At 64.4% G+C, this 20,262-nt stretch carries 22 protein-coding genes; 12 read left to right on the top strand and 10 right to left on the bottom strand.

Annotation, left to right across the window (positions count from 1 at the left end; all coding sequences use genetic code 11):
- The first annotated feature begins 20 nt into the window (after window positions 1-20).
- Window positions 21-398, top strand: coding sequence for a hypothetical protein (locus IVA80_RS25950; RefSeq protein WP_247437061.1), 378 nt, complete (start codon window positions 21-23; stop codon window positions 396-398).
- 207 nt (window positions 399-605) lie between these two features.
- Here IVA80_RS25950 and IVA80_RS25945 read toward each other — a convergent pair whose 3' ends face one another.
- On the bottom strand, window positions 606-1,931 hold the full coding sequence (locus IVA80_RS25945) for an alpha/beta hydrolase (protein WP_247437060.1): 1,326 nt from the start codon (window positions 1,929-1,931) through the stop codon (window positions 606-608).
- Window positions 1,932-2,259: 328 nt separating this feature from the next.
- On the opposite strand from IVA80_RS25945, the gene IVA80_RS25940 reads away from it, so the two are divergent.
- Together IVA80_RS25940 and IVA80_RS25935 are read left to right on the top strand one after the other, a co-directional pair.
- Complete coding sequence (locus IVA80_RS25940) at window positions 2,260-3,627, top strand: amino acid permease (protein ID WP_247437059.1); 1,368 nt, start codon at window positions 2,260-2,262, stop codon at window positions 3,625-3,627.
- Window positions 3,628-3,629: 2 nt separating this feature from the next.
- A complete protein-coding gene (locus IVA80_RS25935; protein WP_247437058.1) occupies window positions 3,630-4,844 on the top strand; it encodes a hypothetical protein in 1,215 nt (404 codons plus the stop codon).
- Between the two features lie 7 nt (window positions 4,845-4,851).
- Here IVA80_RS25935 and IVA80_RS38685 read toward each other — a convergent pair whose 3' ends face one another.
- The 3 genes from IVA80_RS38685 to yidD form a co-directional block, all read right to left on the bottom strand.
- Entirely contained in the window at window positions 4,852-5,415 is a 564-nt protein-coding gene (locus tag IVA80_RS38685; RefSeq protein ID WP_247437057.1) for a cupin domain-containing protein, read from the bottom strand.
- Between the two features lie 75 nt (window positions 5,416-5,490).
- Window positions 5,491-5,613: a hypothetical protein gene (locus IVA80_RS38430; protein WP_256467520.1), complete on the bottom strand. Its 123-nt coding sequence runs from the start codon at window positions 5,611-5,613 to the stop codon at window positions 5,491-5,493.
- A gap of 192 nt (window positions 5,614-5,805) precedes the next feature.
- Window positions 5,806-6,222, bottom strand: a complete 417-nt coding sequence (yidD, locus tag IVA80_RS25925) for a membrane protein insertion efficiency factor YidD (RefSeq protein WP_247437056.1) — start codon at window positions 6,220-6,222, stop codon at window positions 5,806-5,808.
- A 164-nt stretch (window positions 6,223-6,386) separates the two neighbouring features.
- Between yidD and IVA80_RS25920 the strand changes: the two genes are divergently transcribed.
- Entirely contained in the window at window positions 6,387-7,283 is an 897-nt protein-coding gene (locus IVA80_RS25920; protein WP_247437103.1) for a hypothetical protein, read from the top strand.
- A 142-nt stretch (window positions 7,284-7,425) separates the two neighbouring features.
- Here the strand turns inward: IVA80_RS25920 and IVA80_RS25915 are convergent, their stop codons facing one another.
- Complete coding sequence (locus IVA80_RS25915) at window positions 7,426-7,881, bottom strand: iron-sulfur cluster assembly scaffold protein (protein ID WP_247437055.1); 456 nt, start codon at window positions 7,879-7,881, stop codon at window positions 7,426-7,428.
- Between the two features lie 242 nt (window positions 7,882-8,123).
- Between IVA80_RS25915 and folE the strand changes: the two genes are divergently transcribed.
- The 4 genes from folE (at window position 8,124) to IVA80_RS25895 (ending at window position 11,935) form a co-directional block, all read left to right on the top strand.
- The gene (gene folE / locus IVA80_RS25910) at window positions 8,124-8,816 is read left to right on the top strand and encodes a GTP cyclohydrolase I FolE (protein WP_247437054.1); all 693 of its coding nucleotides are present in this window, start codon (window positions 8,124-8,126) and stop codon (window positions 8,814-8,816) included.
- 83 nt (window positions 8,817-8,899) lie between these two features.
- Window positions 8,900-9,322, top strand: coding sequence for a phosphoribosyl-AMP cyclohydrolase (gene hisI / locus IVA80_RS25905; protein ID WP_247437053.1), 423 nt, complete (start codon window positions 8,900-8,902; stop codon window positions 9,320-9,322).
- Window positions 9,323-9,496: 174 nt separating this feature from the next.
- Window positions 9,497-10,552 (top strand): lytic transglycosylase domain-containing protein, encoded by a 1,056-nt coding sequence (locus tag IVA80_RS25900; protein ID WP_247437101.1) that lies wholly within the window; start codon window positions 9,497-9,499, stop codon window positions 10,550-10,552.
- 207 nt (window positions 10,553-10,759) lie between these two features.
- A complete protein-coding gene (locus IVA80_RS25895) occupies window positions 10,760-11,935 on the top strand; it encodes a DUF2336 domain-containing protein (RefSeq protein WP_247437051.1) in 1,176 nt (391 codons plus the stop codon).
- 152 nt (window positions 11,936-12,087) lie between these two features.
- Here the strand turns inward: IVA80_RS25895 and IVA80_RS25890 are convergent, their stop codons facing one another.
- The 3 genes from IVA80_RS25890 to IVA80_RS25880 all read right to left on the bottom strand — a co-directional run bounded on the left by IVA80_RS25890 (window position 12,088) and on the right by IVA80_RS25880 (window position 14,106).
- Window positions 12,088-12,666: an Hpt domain-containing protein gene (locus IVA80_RS25890; protein WP_247437049.1), complete on the bottom strand. Its 579-nt coding sequence runs from the start codon at window positions 12,664-12,666 to the stop codon at window positions 12,088-12,090.
- Window positions 12,667-12,693: 27 nt separating this feature from the next.
- Window positions 12,694-13,239: a response regulator gene (locus IVA80_RS25885; protein WP_129267984.1), complete on the bottom strand. Its 546-nt coding sequence runs from the start codon at window positions 13,237-13,239 to the stop codon at window positions 12,694-12,696.
- 87 nt (window positions 13,240-13,326) lie between these two features.
- Entirely contained in the window at window positions 13,327-14,106 is a 780-nt protein-coding gene (locus IVA80_RS25880; RefSeq protein WP_247437048.1) for an NAD kinase, read from the bottom strand.
- Between the two features lie 257 nt (window positions 14,107-14,363).
- Between IVA80_RS25880 and IVA80_RS25875 the strand changes: the two genes are divergently transcribed.
- Window positions 14,364-15,932: a peptidase S10 gene (locus IVA80_RS25875; protein WP_247437045.1), complete on the top strand. Its 1,569-nt coding sequence runs from the start codon at window positions 14,364-14,366 to the stop codon at window positions 15,930-15,932.
- Here the strand turns inward: IVA80_RS25875 and IVA80_RS25870 are convergent.
- Together IVA80_RS25870 and IVA80_RS25865 are read right to left on the bottom strand one after the other, a co-directional pair.
- Window positions 15,919-17,307: a serine hydrolase domain-containing protein gene (locus IVA80_RS25870; RefSeq protein ID WP_247437044.1), complete on the bottom strand. Its 1,389-nt coding sequence runs from the start codon at window positions 17,305-17,307 to the stop codon at window positions 15,919-15,921. The two genes, IVA80_RS25875 and IVA80_RS25870, sit on opposite strands and share 14 nt — an antisense overlap.
- Before the next feature lie 109 nt (window positions 17,308-17,416).
- Window positions 17,417-17,959: a tetratricopeptide repeat protein gene (locus IVA80_RS25865; RefSeq protein WP_247437042.1), complete on the bottom strand. Its 543-nt coding sequence runs from the start codon at window positions 17,957-17,959 to the stop codon at window positions 17,417-17,419.
- Between the two features lie 251 nt (window positions 17,960-18,210).
- Between IVA80_RS25865 and IVA80_RS25860 the strand changes: the two genes are divergently transcribed.
- The 3 genes from IVA80_RS25860 (at window position 18,211) to IVA80_RS25850 (ending at window position 20,189) form a co-directional block, all read left to right on the top strand.
- Window positions 18,211-18,576, top strand: a complete 366-nt coding sequence (locus tag IVA80_RS25860; RefSeq protein WP_247437040.1) for a hypothetical protein — start codon at window positions 18,211-18,213, stop codon at window positions 18,574-18,576.
- A gap of 225 nt (window positions 18,577-18,801) precedes the next feature.
- Entirely contained in the window at window positions 18,802-19,197 is a 396-nt protein-coding gene (locus IVA80_RS25855) for a hypothetical protein (protein ID WP_247437099.1), read from the top strand.
- A gap of 284 nt (window positions 19,198-19,481) precedes the next feature.
- Entirely contained in the window at window positions 19,482-20,189 is a 708-nt protein-coding gene (locus IVA80_RS25850) for an outer membrane protein (RefSeq protein ID WP_247437038.1), read from the top strand.
- The last annotated feature ends 73 nt before the right edge of the window (window positions 20,190-20,262 follow it).

The raw sequence follows: 20,262 nt of genomic DNA, 5'->3' as shown, positions 1-20,262 counted from the left end.
ACCAAGGAGAGTTGACTGAAATGAGGATGATTCTGGCGGTTGCCGCGGTGCTCTATTCAGCCTCCGCGTTTGCGCAAGCCGACAAGCCACCGATGATCGGGGACAAGCCGTTGGTGCAGGTCAAGCCCAAAGGGATCAAGGAGGCGGCGGCCAAGCCGGCCGCGGCGCCGAAGGGAAAGCCGCAATCAATCGCGGCGCGGCTCCAGGCCTGCCTCGAGCTTGATGACGGCACCAAGGACCGGCTCAATTGCTACGATGCGGTGATCGCGCCGACGCCGAAGCCGAAGCCGGCGAAGGCCAAGGGCTACGCCGATTGCCGTTTCTTCAAGGAAGAGGACGAGCGGCTGGCCTGCTTCAACGGCTTTGCCGAGAGCATTCCGAAACTGCCCAAGACATGACGATCAAGACATGACGATCAAGACCTGAGGATCAAGCGCTGAGGTCTGGAAGCCGCACGGCTCCTCGCTGATCCGGCTCGGCACGGCCCCGTTGCGAGCGGAAGCAATCCGGTCCGTCCCGGGGATATCGGCCATCAACATCACATTTTGATCAAAGCCTGGGACAATTGCGGGCAGCGCAGCCAAATGCCGGCGCGCCAATATCGCCTAGCGGCTCGATGCGGCTGGATTGGTGGACGCAACGCGCGTCAATGCCAACGACGGCGTCGCCGACATCTTCACCAGCACGTCCTTGAGCGGGTCCCGGGTCCAGGCGCGCGTCACATAATCACGATGTGTGATGCTATCGCCGGTTTCGACGAACACCACGCTGCCGGGACGCAAGGGCCCGTCCATGTCCTCGGAGACGCTGATGCCCTTTTGCCGCAGCATGCTCATCAGCTCGCGGTCGCGCCGCGCGGTGTGGCGGGTATAGGAGCTGACGAAGAAGCCAGAGCGGTGGCTCTCGATCCACGAGGCGAACTTGTCCATCTCGCCATAGACGGCGTCGAGCAGGACGACGCCGCGGACGCGGTCGCTGATGCCGCCAACCTCGAGGCTCCAGGCCGTCGGCAGGAAGCCGCCACTGTAGCCCACGATCACGATCGGCATGTTGGCGAAGGCGCGGGCGCTGTTGGGATCGCCGGTGAGCCGGGCCAGATGGTTCGCCGACTCTTCCATGAAGCGCTTGAGGCCGCCCGCCTGCCAAAACTTGCCGGCACTGGAATCGGCGGCATCGACCGCCAATTGCGGTGCGAGGAGCACGGCATTGGCGCCGGAATCGGTGACCTGTTGCGGCACCAGCTGGCGGTCGCGCACGTCGCGCTCGAGCGTTGCGCCATTGCCGTGGAAGAACACCACGATCACGCCTGGCTTACGCACGTCGAAATGTTCGGGCACGTGCATCAGCACGCGGTTGTCGCTGTAAGTCTCGTCCTGCCAGAACACGCGCCCGGAATAGCTGCGGTGGCCGCGACGGTCGCCCTTGGCGATGTTGAGGAACGGCACATCTGAGGCGGGGTTGTTGCCGAAATAGGGGAAGGCCGACGATTTCATGCTGACGAGCGTCGTCAGGTCCTCGCGCGGCGGACGTTGGTAGGGGACCTGCGGCGCGAGCGAGGCCACCTTGTAGGGAGCCTGCTCCGGCTGAGGCTGCTGCTGTACGGCGCGCTTGGGCGAGAAGTCCGACATCTGCCGTTGCAGAAAACTCTCGCTCGTCGACGGGAAGCGCTCCCTGAACTGCGGGGCCGGGAAGCGATCCTCGAACGTATCGCCGCTTGCAACTTTCGGACTGCTCTTGGCGACCACCTGGACATTGGCCTGCGAGTTCGCCGCGAGCGCCGTCGGGTCGGGCGCCTTGCCGCATTGAACCAGCGTGAACGACAGCGGCACCAAGGCTGAGATCAGCACGATCCGGAGCGCGCGAACGCGCGCACCGGACAGCGTGCGATCGGCACGAATGTCAGCTCTCAGTTTCAGAACGGCCCCGACCATCCATCCGTGACCCCAAGTCATGACCACAAGTCCATCGGCGATCATTAAGACAATTGAGCCGACGGGCGTTTAGGCGACGTTAAGTGTCCGGACAAACTTCCCCACATCCGGAACGCTCAAAGTGACCACGTAATCGTGTCGTGATTGTGGGGGTGAAAAGCGGATTTCGGCGCGCTTGCGCAGCTTTGTTGCCCAAGGATGCACGTAAGAGGTGCTAATCTACCTCTTCGTCCCGCCACATTTAACCCTTGTTAACCCTGCTTGAATTGACTGCACCAACCTGCTCGATGCTTCCCACGAGGCGCGACGCCAGAGGTTAAGGACCCCGATGACGGCATCAGATGCGGGAGCCGCGCCTTGGACGGCCCGGGTGACCGGTAGCGGGTCCGGGATCTCCGTTCTCGTGGCAACCGCCATCGTCGTTGCCGACATGATCGGGGTCGGCGTCTTCACCAGCCTCGGTTTCCAGGTCAAAGACATCCCGTCCGGCTTCTCGATCCTCTCGTTGTGGACCATCGGCGGGATCGTCGCGTTGTGCGGGGTGTTCTCCTATAGCGAACTGGGCGCGATGTTTCCGCGCTCGAGCGGCGAGTACAATTTCCTCGGCCGCGCCTATCATCCCGCTTTCGGCTTTCTCGCCGGCTGGGTCTCGGCGACGGTTGGCTTCGCAGCGCCCGTCGCGCTTGCGGCGATGGCGTTCGGCGAATACGCGAAATCGGTCTATTCCGGGGTGCCGCCGATCCCGCTTGCCCTCGCCGTGGTGTGGCTGGTGTCGATCGTGCAATTGACCGGCGTCAGGCACTCATCGACCTTCCAATTGATCTCGACCATTTTGAAAGTCGTGCTGATCGTCGCCTTCCTGGTTGCCGGCTTCGTCATCGGCGTGCCGCAGCCGATCGCCTTCACGCCGCAGCCGGGCGATCTCGCGCACATCGTCAGCGCGCCCTTCGCGATCGGGCTCGTCTTCGTGATGTACTCGTTCTCGGGCTGGAATGCTGCGACCTACATCATCGGCGAGATGAACACACCGCAGCAGAGCCTGCCGCGTGCGCTGCTCGCGGGCACGCTGATCGTGCTCGTCCTGTACGTCGCGCTGAATGCGGTGTTTCTCTATTCGACGCCGGTCGGCGCGCTCGCCGGCCAGCTCGATGTTGCCAGCGTCGCCGGCAGCGCGATCTTCGGCAGTCTCGGTGGCCGGATCGTCGGTGCGATGATCTGCGTCGGCCTGATCTCCTCGATCAGCGCGATGATGTGGATCGGCCCGCGCGTGATGATGACGATGGGCGAGGACATTCCGGCCCTGCGCGTGTTCTCGAAGCGATCGGTGAGCGGCGCGCCGGCCTATGCCATCCTGTTTCAGCTTGCCGTCGCCAACCTGTTGCTGTTCACGCGCAGCTTCGAGGCGGTGCTAGACTTCATCCAGTTCGCGCTGCTGTTCTGCTCGTTCTTCACGGTCGCCGGCGTCATCAAGCTGCGCATCACCGATCCCGACCTGCCGCGGCCCTATCGCGCCTGGGGATACCCGTTCACGCCGCTGGTTTTCCTGCTCGTGACCGCGTTCATGATGTACTATCTGTTGACCGAGCGGCCGCTGCAGTCGCTGTCGGGGATGCTCGTCATGCTCACGGGCCTGTTGATCTATGCTGTTTTCCGCAGGCGGCCGGTCGCCGCTGGCACGTCATCGCACCGCGAATAGACATGTTTCGACCCATGAGAATTGCGGCCGTCGCTCTTGCACTGTGGGCTGCGGCCGTTTCGTCTGCACGTGCCGCCGATGTCACCTTCGATGATACCGCGCGCTTCCTTGCGGGCATGCAGCCTTCGGCGGATTCGCCGCTGGTGCCGCTCACGAAGGATCCGGGCTGGCAGCGCCACGCAGAATTCTTCGACGGCGCCTTCGCCCAGCTCGAGCAGCGGCAGCTCTCGAAGATCCGCAATTGGGCCGACGTCAACCTGGCTGCACCCCGGCCGACCATGTTCTACTTGTTCAGCGGCCCGGATTTCCTCTACGCCAATGCCTTTTATTCCAAGGCCAGCACCTATGTGCTCGCAGCATTGGAACCGGTCGGCGCGGTGCCTGACCTGACGCGGCTGCCGCGCGGCTCGGTCGGTGCCGCGCTCTACAATGTCGAGCGTTCGCTCGGCTCGATCCTGAGTTTCTCCTTCTTCATCACCAAACAGATGAAGCTCGACCTGCACCCCAACCAGGTCAACGGCACGTTGCCGATCCTCTATGTCTTCCTCGCGCGCTCCGGCAAGACGATCCGCAACGTCGAGATGGTCGCGCTCGACGACAAGGGCGGGATGCACGTCGGCAACGACAATCCGGGATCGAACGCAACGCGCGGCGCTCGCATCACCTTTGCCGGCGCAGACGGCGAGGTTCGCACGCTGTATTATTTCGCGACCGATCTTTCCAATTCCGGTGCACGCGCAGCCGGCTTCCTGAAGTTCTGCGAGACGCTCGGCCCCGGCAACAGCCTGATCAAAAGCGCATCCTATTTGCTGCACTCCGGCAACTTCACCGTCGCGCGCGACTGGCTGCTTGCCAACAGCGCGACCATCCTCCAGGACGATTCCGGCATTCCGCTTGCGAACTACAATGCGCGGCAATGGCGGTTCTTCCCGTTCGGGCGTTATCTCGGACCGATCGGCGAATTCCCCGGTCGCTATCAGGAGCGTTACGCCGAACTGTTCACGCGCGCCCAGCCGATCGATTTCGGCGTCGGCTATCGCTGGCAGATGCATGAATCGAATTTGCTGCTGTCGGTGAGGGTGCCGGGAAGCGAAACGGCACCGGTTGGGGAGACCACGTCATCCGCCGAACCGCCGCCAAAGCCAGCGCGCCCGAAACGGCCGCGTCCGCCCGAGCCGATCTCGCCGCCGCCCGGACGCTTTTTCTGGTTCCGCTAGGATGGTCCTACCCCGCCGGACTCTGGGCGACGACGACCAGCACCTCCGCCTTGTGCCGGCCGAGGCTCCTGACCTCGTGCGGTGTCTCGCCTGAAAAATACAGGCAGTCGCCCTTGCCGAGCACGAGTTCTTCGCCGTCGAGCTTGATCGCGATCTTGCCGTTGACGACGAACAGCAACTCCTCGCCCGCGTGCGAGGCGCGCGTCGCAGATTTGTGCGGCGGGCTCAGCAGGAACGGCTCCATCATCTTGCGCGTGCGCCCGGTTGCCAGCGGGACTAGGCCAAAGGTGTCCTGGAACAGCGGCACGTTGCCGCCTTCGCGGCGGAACAGGGTGTAGCGCGGCGCGGGCTCGGCGTTGGGGTCGAAGAAGTTCGCGACATTGACCTCGAGGGCGGCGGCCGTCCGCAGCAGGGCGGCGAGCGAAGGGATTTTCAGGTTGCGCTCGGCCAGGGAAATGTAGCCGCGCGTGAGATCGCTTTGTCTGGCGAGTTGGTCCAGCGTCAGGCCCTTGGCGATCCGCGCCTGGCGGATGTTGGCCCCGACGGCTGCGGCCTTGCTGACGTCAAGCACGCATGAACGCGACCGCTATCTCATGATCTGTGTCGCCGGATCGGACGCAGATAGGCTGGTGCTGGAAGCCCTGCACTACCAGTGCACGCTCTGGCTCGGCACGATGAAGGCCGTCGTGCTCGGCGGCGTGGCAAAGCTCGTTGCGAGATACCATCCGGAGCCGGCCACGAGGGCCAGCAGCGCGATGATGGCGAGCATGTCGATGGTTCTGGGGTCGTGAGGGCCTTTGGAACCAGGATATGACCCAAGCCTGAAGTGGAAATGAGGGCTGATTTTCCAGCGCATTGTTTATTTCCTCCCGTGGGAGCATCAAAACAATGCGAGCGGATAGTTCAGGTTCCACTCAAGACAGCCATGCGCCAAGCACCGTAACGTTCCTGGTCAGCATGCTCAGGAAGCGTTGACGCCGCGCCAGCGGGCGTAACGCCAGGGCAAGTACCAGCGCGCGCCTTGCGGTGCGGTGAGGGGCACGTTGTCGATGCCCGACGTGCCGAACGGGTTGCAGCGGAGTAGGCGCGCCAGGGTCATCCAGCCGCCAGCCCATAGCCCGAACCGCTCGATTGCCTCGTCGCCATAGACGGAGCAGGTCGGCACGTGACGGCAGTTGTAGCCGACCAGCGGCGACAGCGTGTGCCGATAAAGCCAGATCAGCGCGCGGCCGAGATTACGTGGCTGCCGCAGCAGTGAAGTAGCAATTGTGGAACCGACTCCGGAGACTGAATGCTTCATGTGCGCCCTGCTACAAACCCTTGCCTCGACTTGCGCGGTTCCTGCGCAGGGAACGACAGCTTGTTGCGCGTGCGCCATATTTTGCATGTTTTTAGGGAGCAGTGCAGCAAGTCCGTATGGACGAGCTGTATTCCCCCGGATACCATTTCTGTGACACTCGTGGAAACATACGTCTGTATGATGGACTCATCGAGCGCGAAGCGGGGATAATCGCGCTAATGGGGTTTGGGGAAGGGACCAGTTTGAAACTTCTGAAGTCGCTTAATCTTCGCGGCTGGTTGCTGGTGGCAGCCGCCGCTTGTGGGGTCGTATCGGCTGGCACCGTCGCGACCGTCGGGTCGACCGCCCGCGCCGGTGGCACCCTCGAAGAGCGCAAGCTGCCGATGAAGTTCAACTGGGTTGCCTGCGAGCCGAATTGTCGTGGCTGGGTCAGCGCGGTCGGCATCATCACCGCCGATACGCCCAAGGATTTCGAGGAGTTTTCCCGCGGGCGCCAGCTCGGCGGCGCCACCGTGGTGCTCGACTCCAGCGGCGGTTCCGTCAACGACGCAATCACGCTCGGCCGGCGTTTCCGCAATCTCGGCCTGCTGACGACGGTTGGCATCAGCCTCCAGAACCGCGGCGGGCAGGGCGTCCGTCCGGCGGTCGCCCCCGAAGCCTATTGCGAATCCATGTGCGTGTTTCTGCTGCTGGCAGGGAAGACGCGCTTCGTGCCGGAGGCGGCTCATGTGCGGGTCCATCAGATCTGGATGGGCGACCGCGCCGATGACGCGAAGGCGGCGAGCTATAGCGCGCAGGACCTGATGATCGTGGAACGCGACATCGGCCGGCTCGCCAAATACACGTTCGACATGGGCGGTACCGGCGACTTGCTCTCGCTCGCGCTCAGCGTGCCGCCGTGGGAAGATCTGCACGAGCTCGATGCTGGCGAACTGAAGCTCACCAATCTCGTGACCACCAACTTGGTGGCCGACGTGCTGCCGCACGTGGACGTCGCGGCGCCCGCAGTGGCGGAACTTGCGCCGAAGACACAGGCGAAGTTCGGCGCGGAAGCCGAACAACAGCCCGCCAAGTCGACCAAGACGGCGGAGGCCGCGGTGCCGACGGGCGCGGCGCCGAGCGCGGGCTCGCAGAAGTAACCGATGGTCATCCCGGGCGCGCTGGCGCGAACCGGAATCTCGATCCGCAATCTCTGGATTCCGGGTTGGTCGCGGAGCCTGTCGTCGGGCCGGCCGATTAGGCCGGATCCGGTGGGCAACGCCCCGGAATGACGGAGAGAGCTCAGCCCTGCGCCGCAGCCGGCTGCTTGGCCTTCGCTTCGATCTGGCCGATGGCATCGACTACGGCATCGAAGGTCAGAAGGGTCGAGGCGTGGCGCGCCTTGTAGTCGCGAACCGGCTCGAGGAACTTGATCTCTTCCCATTTGCCTTCAGGAGGCGCACCGTTCTCCTTGAGCATCTTGCGAACGGTTTCGCGTAACTCACGGAGTTCGCTCGCGGTCGAGCCGACGACGCGACTTGCCATGATGGATGAAGAGGCTTGTCCCAGCGCACAGGCCTTCACGTCATGGGCGAAGTCGGTGACCTTGTCTCCGTCCATCTTGAGGTCGATCTTCACGGTCGAGCCGCACAATTTGGAGTGGGCGGTGGCGGTGGCATCGGGGTCCGATAGCCGCCCGAGGCGCGGAATATTCCCGGCCAGCTCGATGATCCGCTTGTTATAGATGTCGTTCAGCATGTGATGGTGTCCAACACTTCCGCACCGGATCGGCCTTGGCGGGCGCCGTCCACGGTCCTATATAGGGGCGGAACTGGCGGAAAAATAGTCCAACGGTGCGGCAGTGGTGATCCTGATCTGCGCTGCCGGCGTGATGACCCGGGGACCTTTTTTCGTCAAACTGTTTTCTTCAGGCGTCCGGCGGCTTGGCCGCCCCGTCTGCCGGTGACACTCCGGCCGCGAGGCCGTCGAACGGAGTCGATATGGACGCTGCAATCAAATCCATCCGCCCCAACAAGCCTTCTGACCGGCAGCCCGAGAGCCGCCCGGCGGAGCTCGATCCTGCCGAATTCCTCGCGGCGGCCGTCCGCGCCGACCAGCCCCGCCCGGCGCGCGCCGAGGCCGAGCAGGCAGTGAAGACGCTGCTCGCCTATATCGGCGAGAACACCCAACGTGAAGGTCTTTTGGACACGCCGCGCCGTGTGGTCGAGGCCTTCGACGAGCTCTATCAGGGCTACCACCAGTGCCCGGCCGAGGTGCTCGACCGCACGTTCGGCGAGACGGCGGGCTATGACGACTTCGTGCTGGTGCGCGACATCGAGTTCACCTCGCAGTGCGAGCATCACATGATGCCGTTCTACGGCAGGGCGCACATCGCCTATACGCCGGTGGAACGCGTCGTCGGCCTGTCGAAGCTTGCGCGCCTGACCGACATCTTCGCCCGCAGGCTCCAAACCCAGGAGCACATGACGGCGCAGATCGCGGCGGCCATCGACGAGATCCTCAAGCCTCGCGGCGTTGCCGTGCTGATCGAGGCCGAGCATACCTGCATGTCGGTGCGCGGCGTCGCCAAGCATGGTGCCTCCACCTTCACCAGCCGCTTCACCGGCATGTTCCGCGACAATCCGGCGGAGCAGGCCCGTTTCCTGTCCCTGGTGCGAGGCGCGCAGCGCTGATCTCTCGAGGATTTGTTGTTTGGGCATGACCTTTCTGGAAAACCGCTGCACAGTTTTCCGGGTCATGCTCTTGCGAGGTTATAGTGTCCGCTCACTCCCACGAGATCGAGGAAGGGCTTTCCTTCCAGCCGCGGTTCGATGCGAGCGGCCTCATGACGGTCGTCGCGACGGACGTCGCCACCGGCGACGTGCTGATGGTCGCCCACATGAACGACGAGGCGCTGCGCAAGACCATTGCGACCGGCGAGGCTTGGTACTTCAGCCGCTCGCGCAATGCCTTGTGGCGAAAAGGTGAGATCTCGGGTCAGACCCAGCGCGTGGTCGAGATCCGCACCGATTGCGACCAGGACGCGGTCTGGATCCGCGTCGAGCAGATCGGCGCGGCCTGCCACACCGGCCGCCGGTCCTGCTTCTACCGCAAGGTCGAGGCCGCGGGGGGCGGCGCCAAGCTCGTCTTCGCCGATGCGGAGCAGCTGTTCGATCCCAGCGCGGTCTACAAGAAGTAGCGAGCTGTCATTCCGGGGCGCGCGACGCGCGAGCCCGGAATCCATTGCAAGGCATCACGTGCGGCTCAATGGATTCCGGGCTCGCACCGGCGGTGCGCCCCGGAATGACGGCGAGCCCCGAATTAACCCCGCGTTAACCATAGCTGTCCCACGGTGAGACGACGGGGCGCCAAATTGCCGGCGCTGCTCAATGCCGCACGGGGCGGGCACTTCATCATGTCGGTCGACAATTCCAGTGCCTCTCAGACGGCGGTTCTCGATCCGTCGCGGGCGCGCGTCGCCGGTGCGATCAAGCAGGCCTCGAACATTACCGGCGTCAGCTTCCAGTACATGCTGACCACCGCCAAGATGGAATCGGATTTCGATCCCACGGCGGGAGCCACCACATCGTCGGCGCACGGGCTCTACCAGTTCATCGATCAGACCTGGCTCGGTACGGTGAAGGAGGCGGGCACCCAACTCGGCTACGGCAATTATTCCGACGCCATCACCAGGACCTCGTCGGGCGCTTACAGCGTCGATGATCCCGCGATGAAGCGGTCGATCATGAAACTGCGCGACGATCCGGAGGCCGCCTCCAGTATGGCGGCGGCGCTGACGCAGTCGAACAGTTTCAAGCTCACCGGGCTGCTCGGCCGCAGGCCGAGCGACAGCGAACTCTATATGGCGCATTTCATGGGCGTCGGCGGCGCGGCGAAACTGATCGCCAATGCCGAGGACAATCCGCAAGCAGTCGGCGCGCGGCTGTTTCCGAATGCGGCATCTGCCAACCGCTCGATCTTTTACGCCAAAGACGGCCGCGCCCGCAGTGTCTCCGAAGTCTATTCGGTGCTCGACGCGCGTTACGCCAGCGCGGCAAATTCGAAGACGACCCGCAGTGCGATAGCGATGTATGGCGGCACGCCGTCGACCACGCAGGTCGCGAGCGCCAATGGTGTGCAGCCCACCGCGCCGGTGATCGACAATGCCACCTATCTCCAGACCTTCCCGAACACGCGCGCGCCGGTGAGCGCGACGGCGCCAACGGCCGTCGCGGACAACGCGCCAAGCACGCCGGTGTTTCGCTCGATCTATCAGCCCGGCGATGCCACGCAGCCGGTCTCGACGACGGTGCAGAAATTGTGGGGCAACAACGCCTCGCCGACGTCCGTCGCCTCAGCGACGCCAGACGTCCGTCCGCCGCAGCCGCTCGATCTGTTCAGCGATCGCAGCGGCACATTCAGCAGCTAATGCGTGCTCCCGTGTCCCCGGCGCGTCGCAGCGTGAAACGCCGCTGCGCAGAGCCCGGCGTGTGAATACGCCGCCTTTGTTCCCTTAACAAAACGTCAATAAAACCAGCCGCTTATGGTGAACGCTTTATTAAGCGTCGTGGTTTATTTTGTGTTGCAGGTGACGAGCCGTCACCGCTTCGTCTTCGTTGCGTAAGCCGGAAGCACCATGATCGTTCGGCAGTTCATCAATTGGATCAGGACGGCGCCCGCAGGCGAGCGGGCCGAGGCAACGCGGGCGTTGGCCCGGGCTTGGCTGATCTCGGACCTCTCTCATGATGACCGCGTCGCCGCCGAAGGCGCGCTTCTGATGCTGCTCGACGATTCCTCGCCGCTGGTTCGGCAGGCCATGGCCGAGGCCTTCGCGCGCAGCACCGATGCGCCAGCGTCGATCGTGCGGGCGCTGTCGGCGGACCAGCCGAGCGTTGCGCTGCCGGTGCTCGAACATTCTCCGCTCCTGATCGACGCCGATCTCGTCGACATCGTCGCGACCGGCAACGACCAAGTGCAGTGCGCGATCGCCCGCCGCATCGCGCTGCCGACCTCCGTCTGCGCCGCCATTGCCGAAGTCGGCTGTGCGGCGGCGGCCCTCGAACTGATCGAGAACCCTCATGCCGAGCTCGCGCCGTTCTCCTGGGACCGCATCGTCGAGCGTCACGGTCATCTCGCTGCGATCCGCGAGGCGATGCTGGTGCTGGAGGACCTGCCGGCCGCGACGCGTGCCGCTCTGGTGGCCAAGCTCTCCGAGACCCTTGCGCAATTCGTCGTGGCGCGGAACTGGCTGAGCGCCGATCGTGCCGAGCGCATTGCGACCGAGGCGCGCGACCGCTCGACCATGAACATCGCCGCGCGCTCGCGCGGCGAGGACATGCAGGGCCTCGTGCGCCACCTGCGCATCACGGGCCAGCTTACCGCCGGCCTGATCCTGCGTGCGCTGCTGTCGAGCAATCTCGATCTGTTCGACGCGGCGCTCGCCGAACTCGCCGACCTGCCGCTGGCACGCGTCTCCTCGCTGCTGCACGACCGTGGCGGCAATAGCCTGCACGCGCTGCTTCGCCGCGCCGGACTTCCCGAGGCGACCTTCGCGGCGTTCCAGGTCGCGCTCGATGCCTGCCACGAGCAGGGTTTTATCGATACCGATGACAATGCGGCGCGGCTGCGCCGGCGCATGGTCGAGCGCGTGCTCACCCATTGCGAGACCGACCGCGATGCCACGGAGCCGCTGATGGTCCTGCTGCGCCGCTTCGCCACGGAGTCGGCGCGCGAAGAGGCGCGGCTGTTCTGCGACGAGCTTATCGCGGACGAGGCGATCGATCCGGTCTATGACGATCTGATCGCTGCGTAATGAGATGCCGTAGGGTGGGTTAGCTCTGCGGCTGCGCGAAGCGCAATCCGCCAGGCGTAACCCACCACGTCTGTCTCCACGGAAATAAAAGAGGTGGGTTACGCTGTGCTAATCCAGCCTACGACTGCGCTCGCAATGACGAGAGGAAAGAACTACTCCACCGGCACGATGCCCGGTGCCAAAATCACCTCGAGATGCTCGGGGCGGTCGCGGTTGACGTGGGCGAGATAGTCGTCGGCGACCTTGCGCAGGCGGCGGCTGAGCTCGGCGGAGACGCTGATGCTGTCGAGCTTGGTGTTTTCATGCACGATGGCGAGGATGGCGTTGATGTGGTGCGTGAACAGCTCGGCTGGCACCTTTTCGAGATCGGGCGCGTGCTCGATGACGCGGCACAGGCTCTCCGCAATTCCCGCCGCCGCCGGATAGCCGAACGTCGCTGCGTCGCCTTTGATGTCGTGCGCGGCGCGGAACAGCTCGTCCCGCCTGTCCTTGGCGAAGCCGTCATTGCGGATCGCGACGTAGGCGGCGGACAGCCGGTTGACCTCGGTGACCATCCAGTCCTTGAACTCGCCGGAGAGGCCTGCCAGCGCCTGCTCGGCGCGGCCGACCGGATCGTCCAGGTCTTTTCCTTCGACACGGCGCAGAACCTTGCGCAGCGGATTAGGCTGCGTGATGACATGATGCGTGGCGAAGGCCGTGACCTCGATGTCCCTTGCGCTGTTCTTCGCCATGATACCTGCCTCTTGTGAGACGTTGCGCTAGATGGAGGACCGCGCCTTGTCGAGCAGCGAGGGCTGCTGGAGCACCTCGTGCTTTTCGCCGACGCGGCGCTCGGGACCCATATAGGCGGAGCTGGTGTTGCGACGCCGGTCAGGTCCGAAATAGGTCTTGGTCTTGATGAAGGGGCGGGGACTGGCGACCACGTTGAGGATGCGCTGGTAGAGTCCCTTGGCCGAGATCGGCTTGGCCAGGAATTCGGTGACGCCGGCATCGCGCGCCACCGTGACGCGGCGCTTCTCGGAATGACCGGTCAGCATGATGATCGGCGCGTAAGGATTGCCCTTGGATTCCGGCTGCCGGATCATCTGCGCGAGCTCGAGCCCGTCGAAGATCGGCATCGCCCAGTCGGTGATGACGATGTCAGGCACGTAATGGCTGTACATTTCCAGCGCAGTCGCGCCGTCCTCGGCTTCATAGACCTCGCGCGCGCCGAAGGAATGCAGCAGCGTCCGCAGGATGCGGCGCATGTGCGGATTGTCGTCGCAGACGAGGAAGCGCAGCTTGTTGAAATCGATGCGGAACATGGCGCCCAGGCCGAAGCGGTCAACTTTCGTTAACCATATCGCGCCGGGAGTTAACGAAGGGTTGCGATCGGCGGCCTGGCGAGGCGCTTAGGAGCCGAATTGCTCGCGCAGGATACGCTCTTCCAGGCTGTGGCCGGGATCGAACAGCATGCGCATCGAGATGGTCTTGTCGGACAGGACCTCGACGCGGCGGACATCGCGCACCTCGTCATGGTCGGCGACCGCCGCCACCGGCCGCTTGTCGCCCTCCAGCACCTCGATCACGACGTAAGCCGTGTTGGGCAGGAGCGCGCCGCGCCAGCGGCGCGGCCGGAAGGCGCTGATCGGCGTCAGCGCCAGCAGCGCGGCGTTGATCGGCAGGATCGGTCCCTGCGCGGACAGATTGTAGGCGGTGGAGCCGGCCGGCGTCGCCACCATGATGCCGTCGGCGATCAGCTCGGTCATGCGCTCGCGCTCGTCGATGAGGATCCGCAGTCGCGCGGCCTGGTGGGTCTGCCGGAACAGGGCAACCTCGTTGATGGCGTGGTGCAGGTGGACGCGGTCGTTGATGTCGGTCGCGCGCATCAGCAGCGGGTTGATCTCGGATTCAAGCGCCGCCTCGAGACGGGCGCGCAGATCGTGAGTCGAGTACTCGTTCATCAGGAAGCCGACCGTGCCGCGGTGCATGCCGTAGATCGGCTTTCCCGTGTGCATGTGCTGATGCAGCGTCTGGAGCATGAGCCCGTCGCCGCCGAGCGCGACCACGACGTCGGCGTCCTTCGGCTCGCAATTGCCATAGTCCCGGGTGAGCTGGCTGAAGGCGGCCTGCGCCTCGCTGCTCGGGCTGGCGACGAAGGCGATCCGGTTATATCGCGCTGGCTTGATCATGGCTTCCGGGCAGGGCCGCTGGCTGGAGAAAGTTCCGCCGGGCTCGTCTATACGACCTGGGCCTCGATTGTCGAGGATGACCGCCTATCAAAGCAAACGGACGACGGTCCATCTCGCATTCAGGACAGAAACCGGGTCGATTTGTGCCCGCCCGGCTTCTTCAGGCGCCGCTGGGCCGGTAATCCCCCAAACCGTCGCAATTTCTCGCTAGTCTTTCGAGACGCGCCGGCTCGCACAGCCGGACAAGGAGAACGATCATGGTCATGCGTTTGCCGGCGCTCCGCCGTGCGACCCTGGTGCTGGCGGTATCGACTTTCGCGCTCGCGGGATTTGCGCGCGCGGACGATCCGCCGCAGCCGCGCGCCGAGACGACGGCACCAGCCGGACAGAAGGGGGGGCGCGGCGGCAACGCGCCAGGCGCGTCACAGACTTCATCGTCCGCTGCCGAGCCGCACCGTCTCCCGTCGGATTCGACCACGAAGCAGGCGCTCGATCTGCCGGGCCGTGCCCTCAACTTCACCGCGACTGCGGGTTCGGTCCGCGTGTTCGACGGCAAGGGCGAGCCGCTGGCCGACATCGCCTATACGTCCTATGAGCTCGACGTTGCAGACCGCGCCACCCGTCCGGTCACGTTCCTGTTCAACGGCGGGCCCGGAGCGTCCTCGGCATGGCTTCAGTTTGGCGCTGCGGGTCCGTGGCGGCTGCCGCTCGATGGCGAAGCCTTGTCGCCGTCCGCCTCGCCCGAGGTGAAGCCGAACGCGGAGACCTGGCTCGACTTCACCGACCTCGTCTTCATTGATCCCGTCAGCACCGGCTACAGCCGCTTCGTTGCAAGCGGCGAGGACGCGCGCAAGTCCTTCTACTCCGTCGACGGCGACGTCAATTCGATTGCACTCGTGGCCCGCCGCTGGCTGGAGAAGCACGACCGGTTGACTTCGCCGAAATATGTCGCAGGCGAGAGCTATGGCGGCATTCGCGGGCCGAAAGTCGTGCGCCAGTTGCAGCTCCAGCATGGCGTCGGCGTCAGAGGGCTGATCCTGGTGTCGCCGCTGCTGGACTTCCGCGAATTCACCGGCACCAGCCTCCTGCAATATGTTGCGACGCTGCCGAGCTATGTCGCGGTGGCGCGCGAAGTCAAGGGAGCGGTCAAGCGCGCCGATCTCGCCGACGTCGAGGCTTACGCGCGCGGCGAGTTTCTGGCTGACCTCGTCAAGGGCGAGGCGGACAAGGAGGCGACCAATCGACTTGCCGACAAGGTCGCCGAACTCACCGGCATCGATCAGGCCGTGAGCCGCAGGCTTGCCGGCCGCTTCGATGTCGGTGAATTCCGTCGCGAGTTCGACCGCAAGAACGGCAAGGTGACGGGGCGCTACGACGCGTCGGTGCGCGGCTTCGATCCCTATCCGGATTCGAGCAGCTCGCGGTTCGGTGATCCCTCAGGCGATGCGCTCCAGGCGCCGCTGACGAGCGCCGCGGTCGATGTCCTGACGCGCAAGCTCAACTGGCGGCCCGATGGCTCCTACGAGGTCCTGAACGGCGCCGTCGAAGGCCACTGGGATTTCGGTCGGGGCATCAACCCGCCGCAGTCGGTGTCGGAGCTGCGCCAGATCCTCGCCACCGACGCGAAACTGAACGTGCTGGTCGCACACGGACTGTTCGATCTCGCCACGCCCTATTTCGGCTCGAAGCGGGTGCTCGATCAGCTGCCGGCCTTTGCGACGTCGCGTGTGAAGTTCGTCGTCTATCCCGGCGGCCACATGTTTTACTCGCGCGACAGCTCTCGGCAAGCATTGCGGAGCGAGGTCGAGGCTCTTATGCGGGAGTAGGCCGCCGCTTGCGTGGCGGATACCGACGCGCGATCTCGCGTGCCACGATGTTCGCAGGCTTGATGTTGGCGCCGGCGATCCAGATGTCGCTGACCTTGCCGCGCTTGTCGCGGACACGGCGCACCGGCTCGCCGTGGCTGGAGTAGCCTGCAGCCCAGGCGAGCTTGCCGGTGTCGCGGCCGGTGACCTCGATCTCGGCGGCATCCATGAACGGATTGTTGAACTGCGGATTGGCGACGAGTACGCGATTGCCGACCGGCACAAGATCGCTCGCGCCCCAGATCGTCCACCAGCGGCCGGTCCAGTCGCGCACGCGGCGGTCAGGCGCGCCGCGAGTCCTGAACACGCGCAGGATCTGCATCGCGCCATCCATCCAGAACGGCGCCGCGCCATCGATGGAATTGCTGAGGATGCTGATCGCGAGCTCGCAAGAAGGGATGGAACAGGTCCGCGAGATGTAACCCTGAAAGCCGCCGCCGTGGCCGAACCAGTCCCAGCCGTCGGTCTTGCCGGCGTTGACGCCGAGGCCGTAATACCCCTCGAAGCTTTGCGGGATGCGCCAATGGTGTCGCGTCATCTCGCGGCGGCTCGCGACCGACAGCACGCTCTTCTTGGCGTTCGGCGCAAGCTGCGCGAAGAAGCGCGCCGTGTCGGCAGCGGTGGCGACGAAGCCCGCGGCCGATGCCATCGCGTAAGCGGGATTGTCGCCGGGGATCACGCATCGCTCGCCCAGCGGCAGCTTGCGGGTGTGGCCGCGCGCGAACGGCGCGCCCTTGAGAAGCGGCGTGTTCGGCTCGGTCTCGCGCAAACCCGCCGGCTCGATGATCTCGCGCTTGATCCAGGCCTGATAAGGCTCTTTCGTCACGGCTTCGATGATGAGGCCGATCAGGCCAAAACCGTGGTTGGAATATTTGAATCGTGTGCCGGGCTCGATCGCGGTCGGCAGTTTCAGCTCCGCGAGCAGCTCCTTGGCGTTGAGATAGGGCCGGCTGTCGATGAACTGGCCGGAATCGACGCCGTCGCGCGTCAGCCCCGCGCTGTGCGAGAGCACCTGCGCAATCGTCGTCTCGGCGACGCGCGGATGCAGGCCGCCGACATATTGGCCGATGAGGTCGTCGAGCCGGAGCTTGCGCTGCTCCCGCAGCTTCATGATGCCGGCGGAGGTAAAGCTCTTCGAATGCGAGGCGATGCGGAAGCGGTGGCGCGGGGTGAGTTTTTCACCGGCGTCGAGATTGGCAAGACCGAACGCATGCTCGGCGACGACCTCGCCGCGATGGACGAATGCGACAAGGACGCCCGGCTGCTGGATTGTCGTCTGTTGGAATTCGATCCAGGAGCCGATGTAGTCGATCGCGGATCGCAGCCAATTGTCCATTGCGCACCAATTTGTGAGGGGAAGATTTGATGCGAGAAGCTAACCGCGAAAGCAGAACGGGCACAACCCCGCGGTTGTGCCCGTTCGTTTCGTTCGAAGATGCGATGTCTCAGTAGACGAGCGTCGCACCGGTCGGCTTGTCGAGCGCGGCGGCAAGCGAGCGATACTCGGAGCTGCCGGTGCCGGCGAGCGAGGCGATCTTGTTGAGGTGATATTGCGCCTGTTCGCGGTTGCCCTGCTCGAGCTGCCAGAGGCCGTAATACTGCCAGGTGCGGACGTGGTTCGGATCGTCCTTCAGTGCCAGCTCGTAATAAACTTTCGACGCCTGGTAATCGCCGAGCTTGCGATAGGAGTAGCCGATCAAATTGGCGACGTCGGCGATGTCGTCGCGCTTGAGCGTCTTCAGCTGGTCGATTGCGCTCGCGTAGTCGTGACCGTCGTAGATCGTGGTGTAGGCGGTGCGATAGGCCGCGAGGAATTTGGGATCGCTGACAGAAGAGCTCTTCTTCTTCTTTTCTTTCTTGGTCGAGGTGTCCGATTTCGGCGGCGAGGGCTCGTCGCTGCCCGCGGCATAGGCGCTGGTCAGCACCGGTCCGGCGGCCAGCGCCATCGAGACAAGTCCCGGCACCAGAAGCATGGAAAATTTGCGCATCTATCTTCTCCCGTATGGAACGTGGCGATCCTACACGATTGCCCGAAGACCGGAACACCCGGCGGGTAAAAACATTCCCGGCTGGTCCGGCCTATTCGCCCTTCCGCAGATGACAAGCTTGTCATCGAGATGAACGGGAGCCTGCAACGGGCTTCAGACTGGGTTCAGTGTGCGCGCCCTAGACTCCCACCTACGATCGAAGAGTTGGCGAGAGGGCGCCGCCTCGAGATCCTTTCCAGAGGAGACCAACCATGTTGAAGACCATTTCCGCAGCCTTGCTCGCAGCTTCCGTGATTGCAGCCCCGGCCTTCGCGGCCGAGGCCGGCAAGACCATTACGACCGCGCCGGTGATCAAGGCGGACCAGAGCCAGACCAAGGCGTCGACCACCGCCGCCAAGCCGGACGCTGCCGTGAAGGCCGACACCAAGGCCACCGACGTCAAGTCGGACGCCAAGGTGAATACCAAGGCGAAGGCGATGAACGCCAACGCCGCGGTCACGCCCGACGAGCACAAGACCGTGCGCACGCATCGCCACCACAAGCATCTGTCGGCCAGGAAGTCGCTGAAGGCGCAGCCGGACGTGACCAAGCCGGCGACCACCGACAAGCGCAGCTAAACGACTGATCCCGCGCGGCGGCATTCCTGCATTGCCCCGCCGCCGCGCGCGGAATTCAGGCCCGGCCCGTTCGTCAGGCCTTGTGCGAAAGCCCGATGTGTCGGCGATGGGCCGGTGCGCCATGCCGCAAGCGAATTCCCTTCGTGCAACCTTGGGGCTAGAACATCTCCGAGTCTGATCGAGCGGAGAGCGTGACCTGTGGGACGATTGGCGAAACGTTGGGTGATCCTGGCATTGCCGTTGGCGCTCGCGGCATGTTTCGGCAGCGATGGTGACCGTCCAACATTGATGGAAGGGACCCAGGCCGGAGGTCCGCAGCCGTTTCCCGACAATTTCCGCAGCGACACGCTGGCCCTGATGCGCACCTATCTGAACAATCCGGTCGGCGTGCGCGAGGCCAGCATGGCCGAGCCAGTGCTGCGTGAGCTCGGCGGCCGGCGGTTCTATGTCAGCTGCCTGCGCTTCACGCCCCGCGAGACCGACGGCGGCTACAAGGCTATGCGCGAGCGGGCCGTTGTCTACGTCAACGGGAGGGCGGACCGCGTCGTCGATCGCGCCAACGAGCTTTGCGCCGGCGCGGTTTACGTACCCTTTCCGGAACTGGAAAAGATGACGCGGTAACACAAAGCCCGCCTTCATCGCCCGGTGGTAGACAGAAGCTGCCGGAGCCGCGGGATCACATTTTGGCGAGCTTTGAACGGGCGGTTTTACCTTGCGACAATCGTTACGGCAGGCTTTGTGCAAACGACAAAATCTGTCGGCGCAAGCAGACGTGACGGAACAAAATCGCGTTGTTGCCGCCCCGTCACTGTAACGAACAATCAACGTTCCGGCATCGCCGCGAAGCAACCCAATTCACGCCACGTTGTTTGCTGAGTGTCGTAAGTGAAAGAACGGGGATGGCCATGAAGACGATTTTGCTGGGCGCCGTCGCTCTGCTTGCCCTGGCTGCGCCGGCCGCTGCGGCCGACATGCAGCCGCGTACCTACACCAAGGCTCCGGCCTATACGCCGCCGCAGGTGATCTACAACTGGACCGGCTTCTACATCGGCGGCCACGTCGGCGGCGCCTTTGCTGGCGACAGCGGCTTCCAGTCCAGCGACGCCCGCTTCCTGGGCGGCGTGCAGGGCGGCTTCGACTATCAGTTCGCACCCAACTGGGTGGTGGGTATCGAGGCCCAGTACTCCTGGCTCCCCACCAACAACAACGGTGTGACGTTCCCGCTGGGTACGCAGGTGACGTCCAACACCGACCAGTTGGGGTCGGTGACCGGCCGCATCGGCTACACCTGGGGACCGGCCCTGCTCTACGCCAAGGGCGGCTACGCCTGGCGCAACAACGGGCTCGGCGTCAATATCGCCGGCGTGCCGCAGGCCTTCACCACCACCGGCAACAACAAGGACGGCTATACGGTCGGTGCCGGCCTCGAATACATGTTCGCACCGAACTGGTCGGCCAAGGCCGAGTACCAGTACTACAACTTTGGCAGCACGACCTTCACCTCCGGTCCGGCCGACATCGTCGGCGTACGGGGCCGGGAGGACGAACATACCGTCAAAGTCGGTGTGAACTACCGCTTCGGCTGGGACGGTCCGGCAGCCCCGCGCTACTGACGCCCGACAGCGACCATGATGTGACAAAGGCCGGCTCACACCGGCCTTTCGTTTGCCGGGTCCGCGTTTGCCA

Source organism: Bradyrhizobium sp. 139 (genome assembly GCF_023074175.1).
Taxonomy (GTDB): Bacteria; Pseudomonadota; Alphaproteobacteria; order Rhizobiales; family Xanthobacteraceae; genus Bradyrhizobium.
The sequence above is the reverse complement of the archived record's forward strand: the minus strand, read 5'-3'. Positions and strand labels throughout refer to the sequence as shown.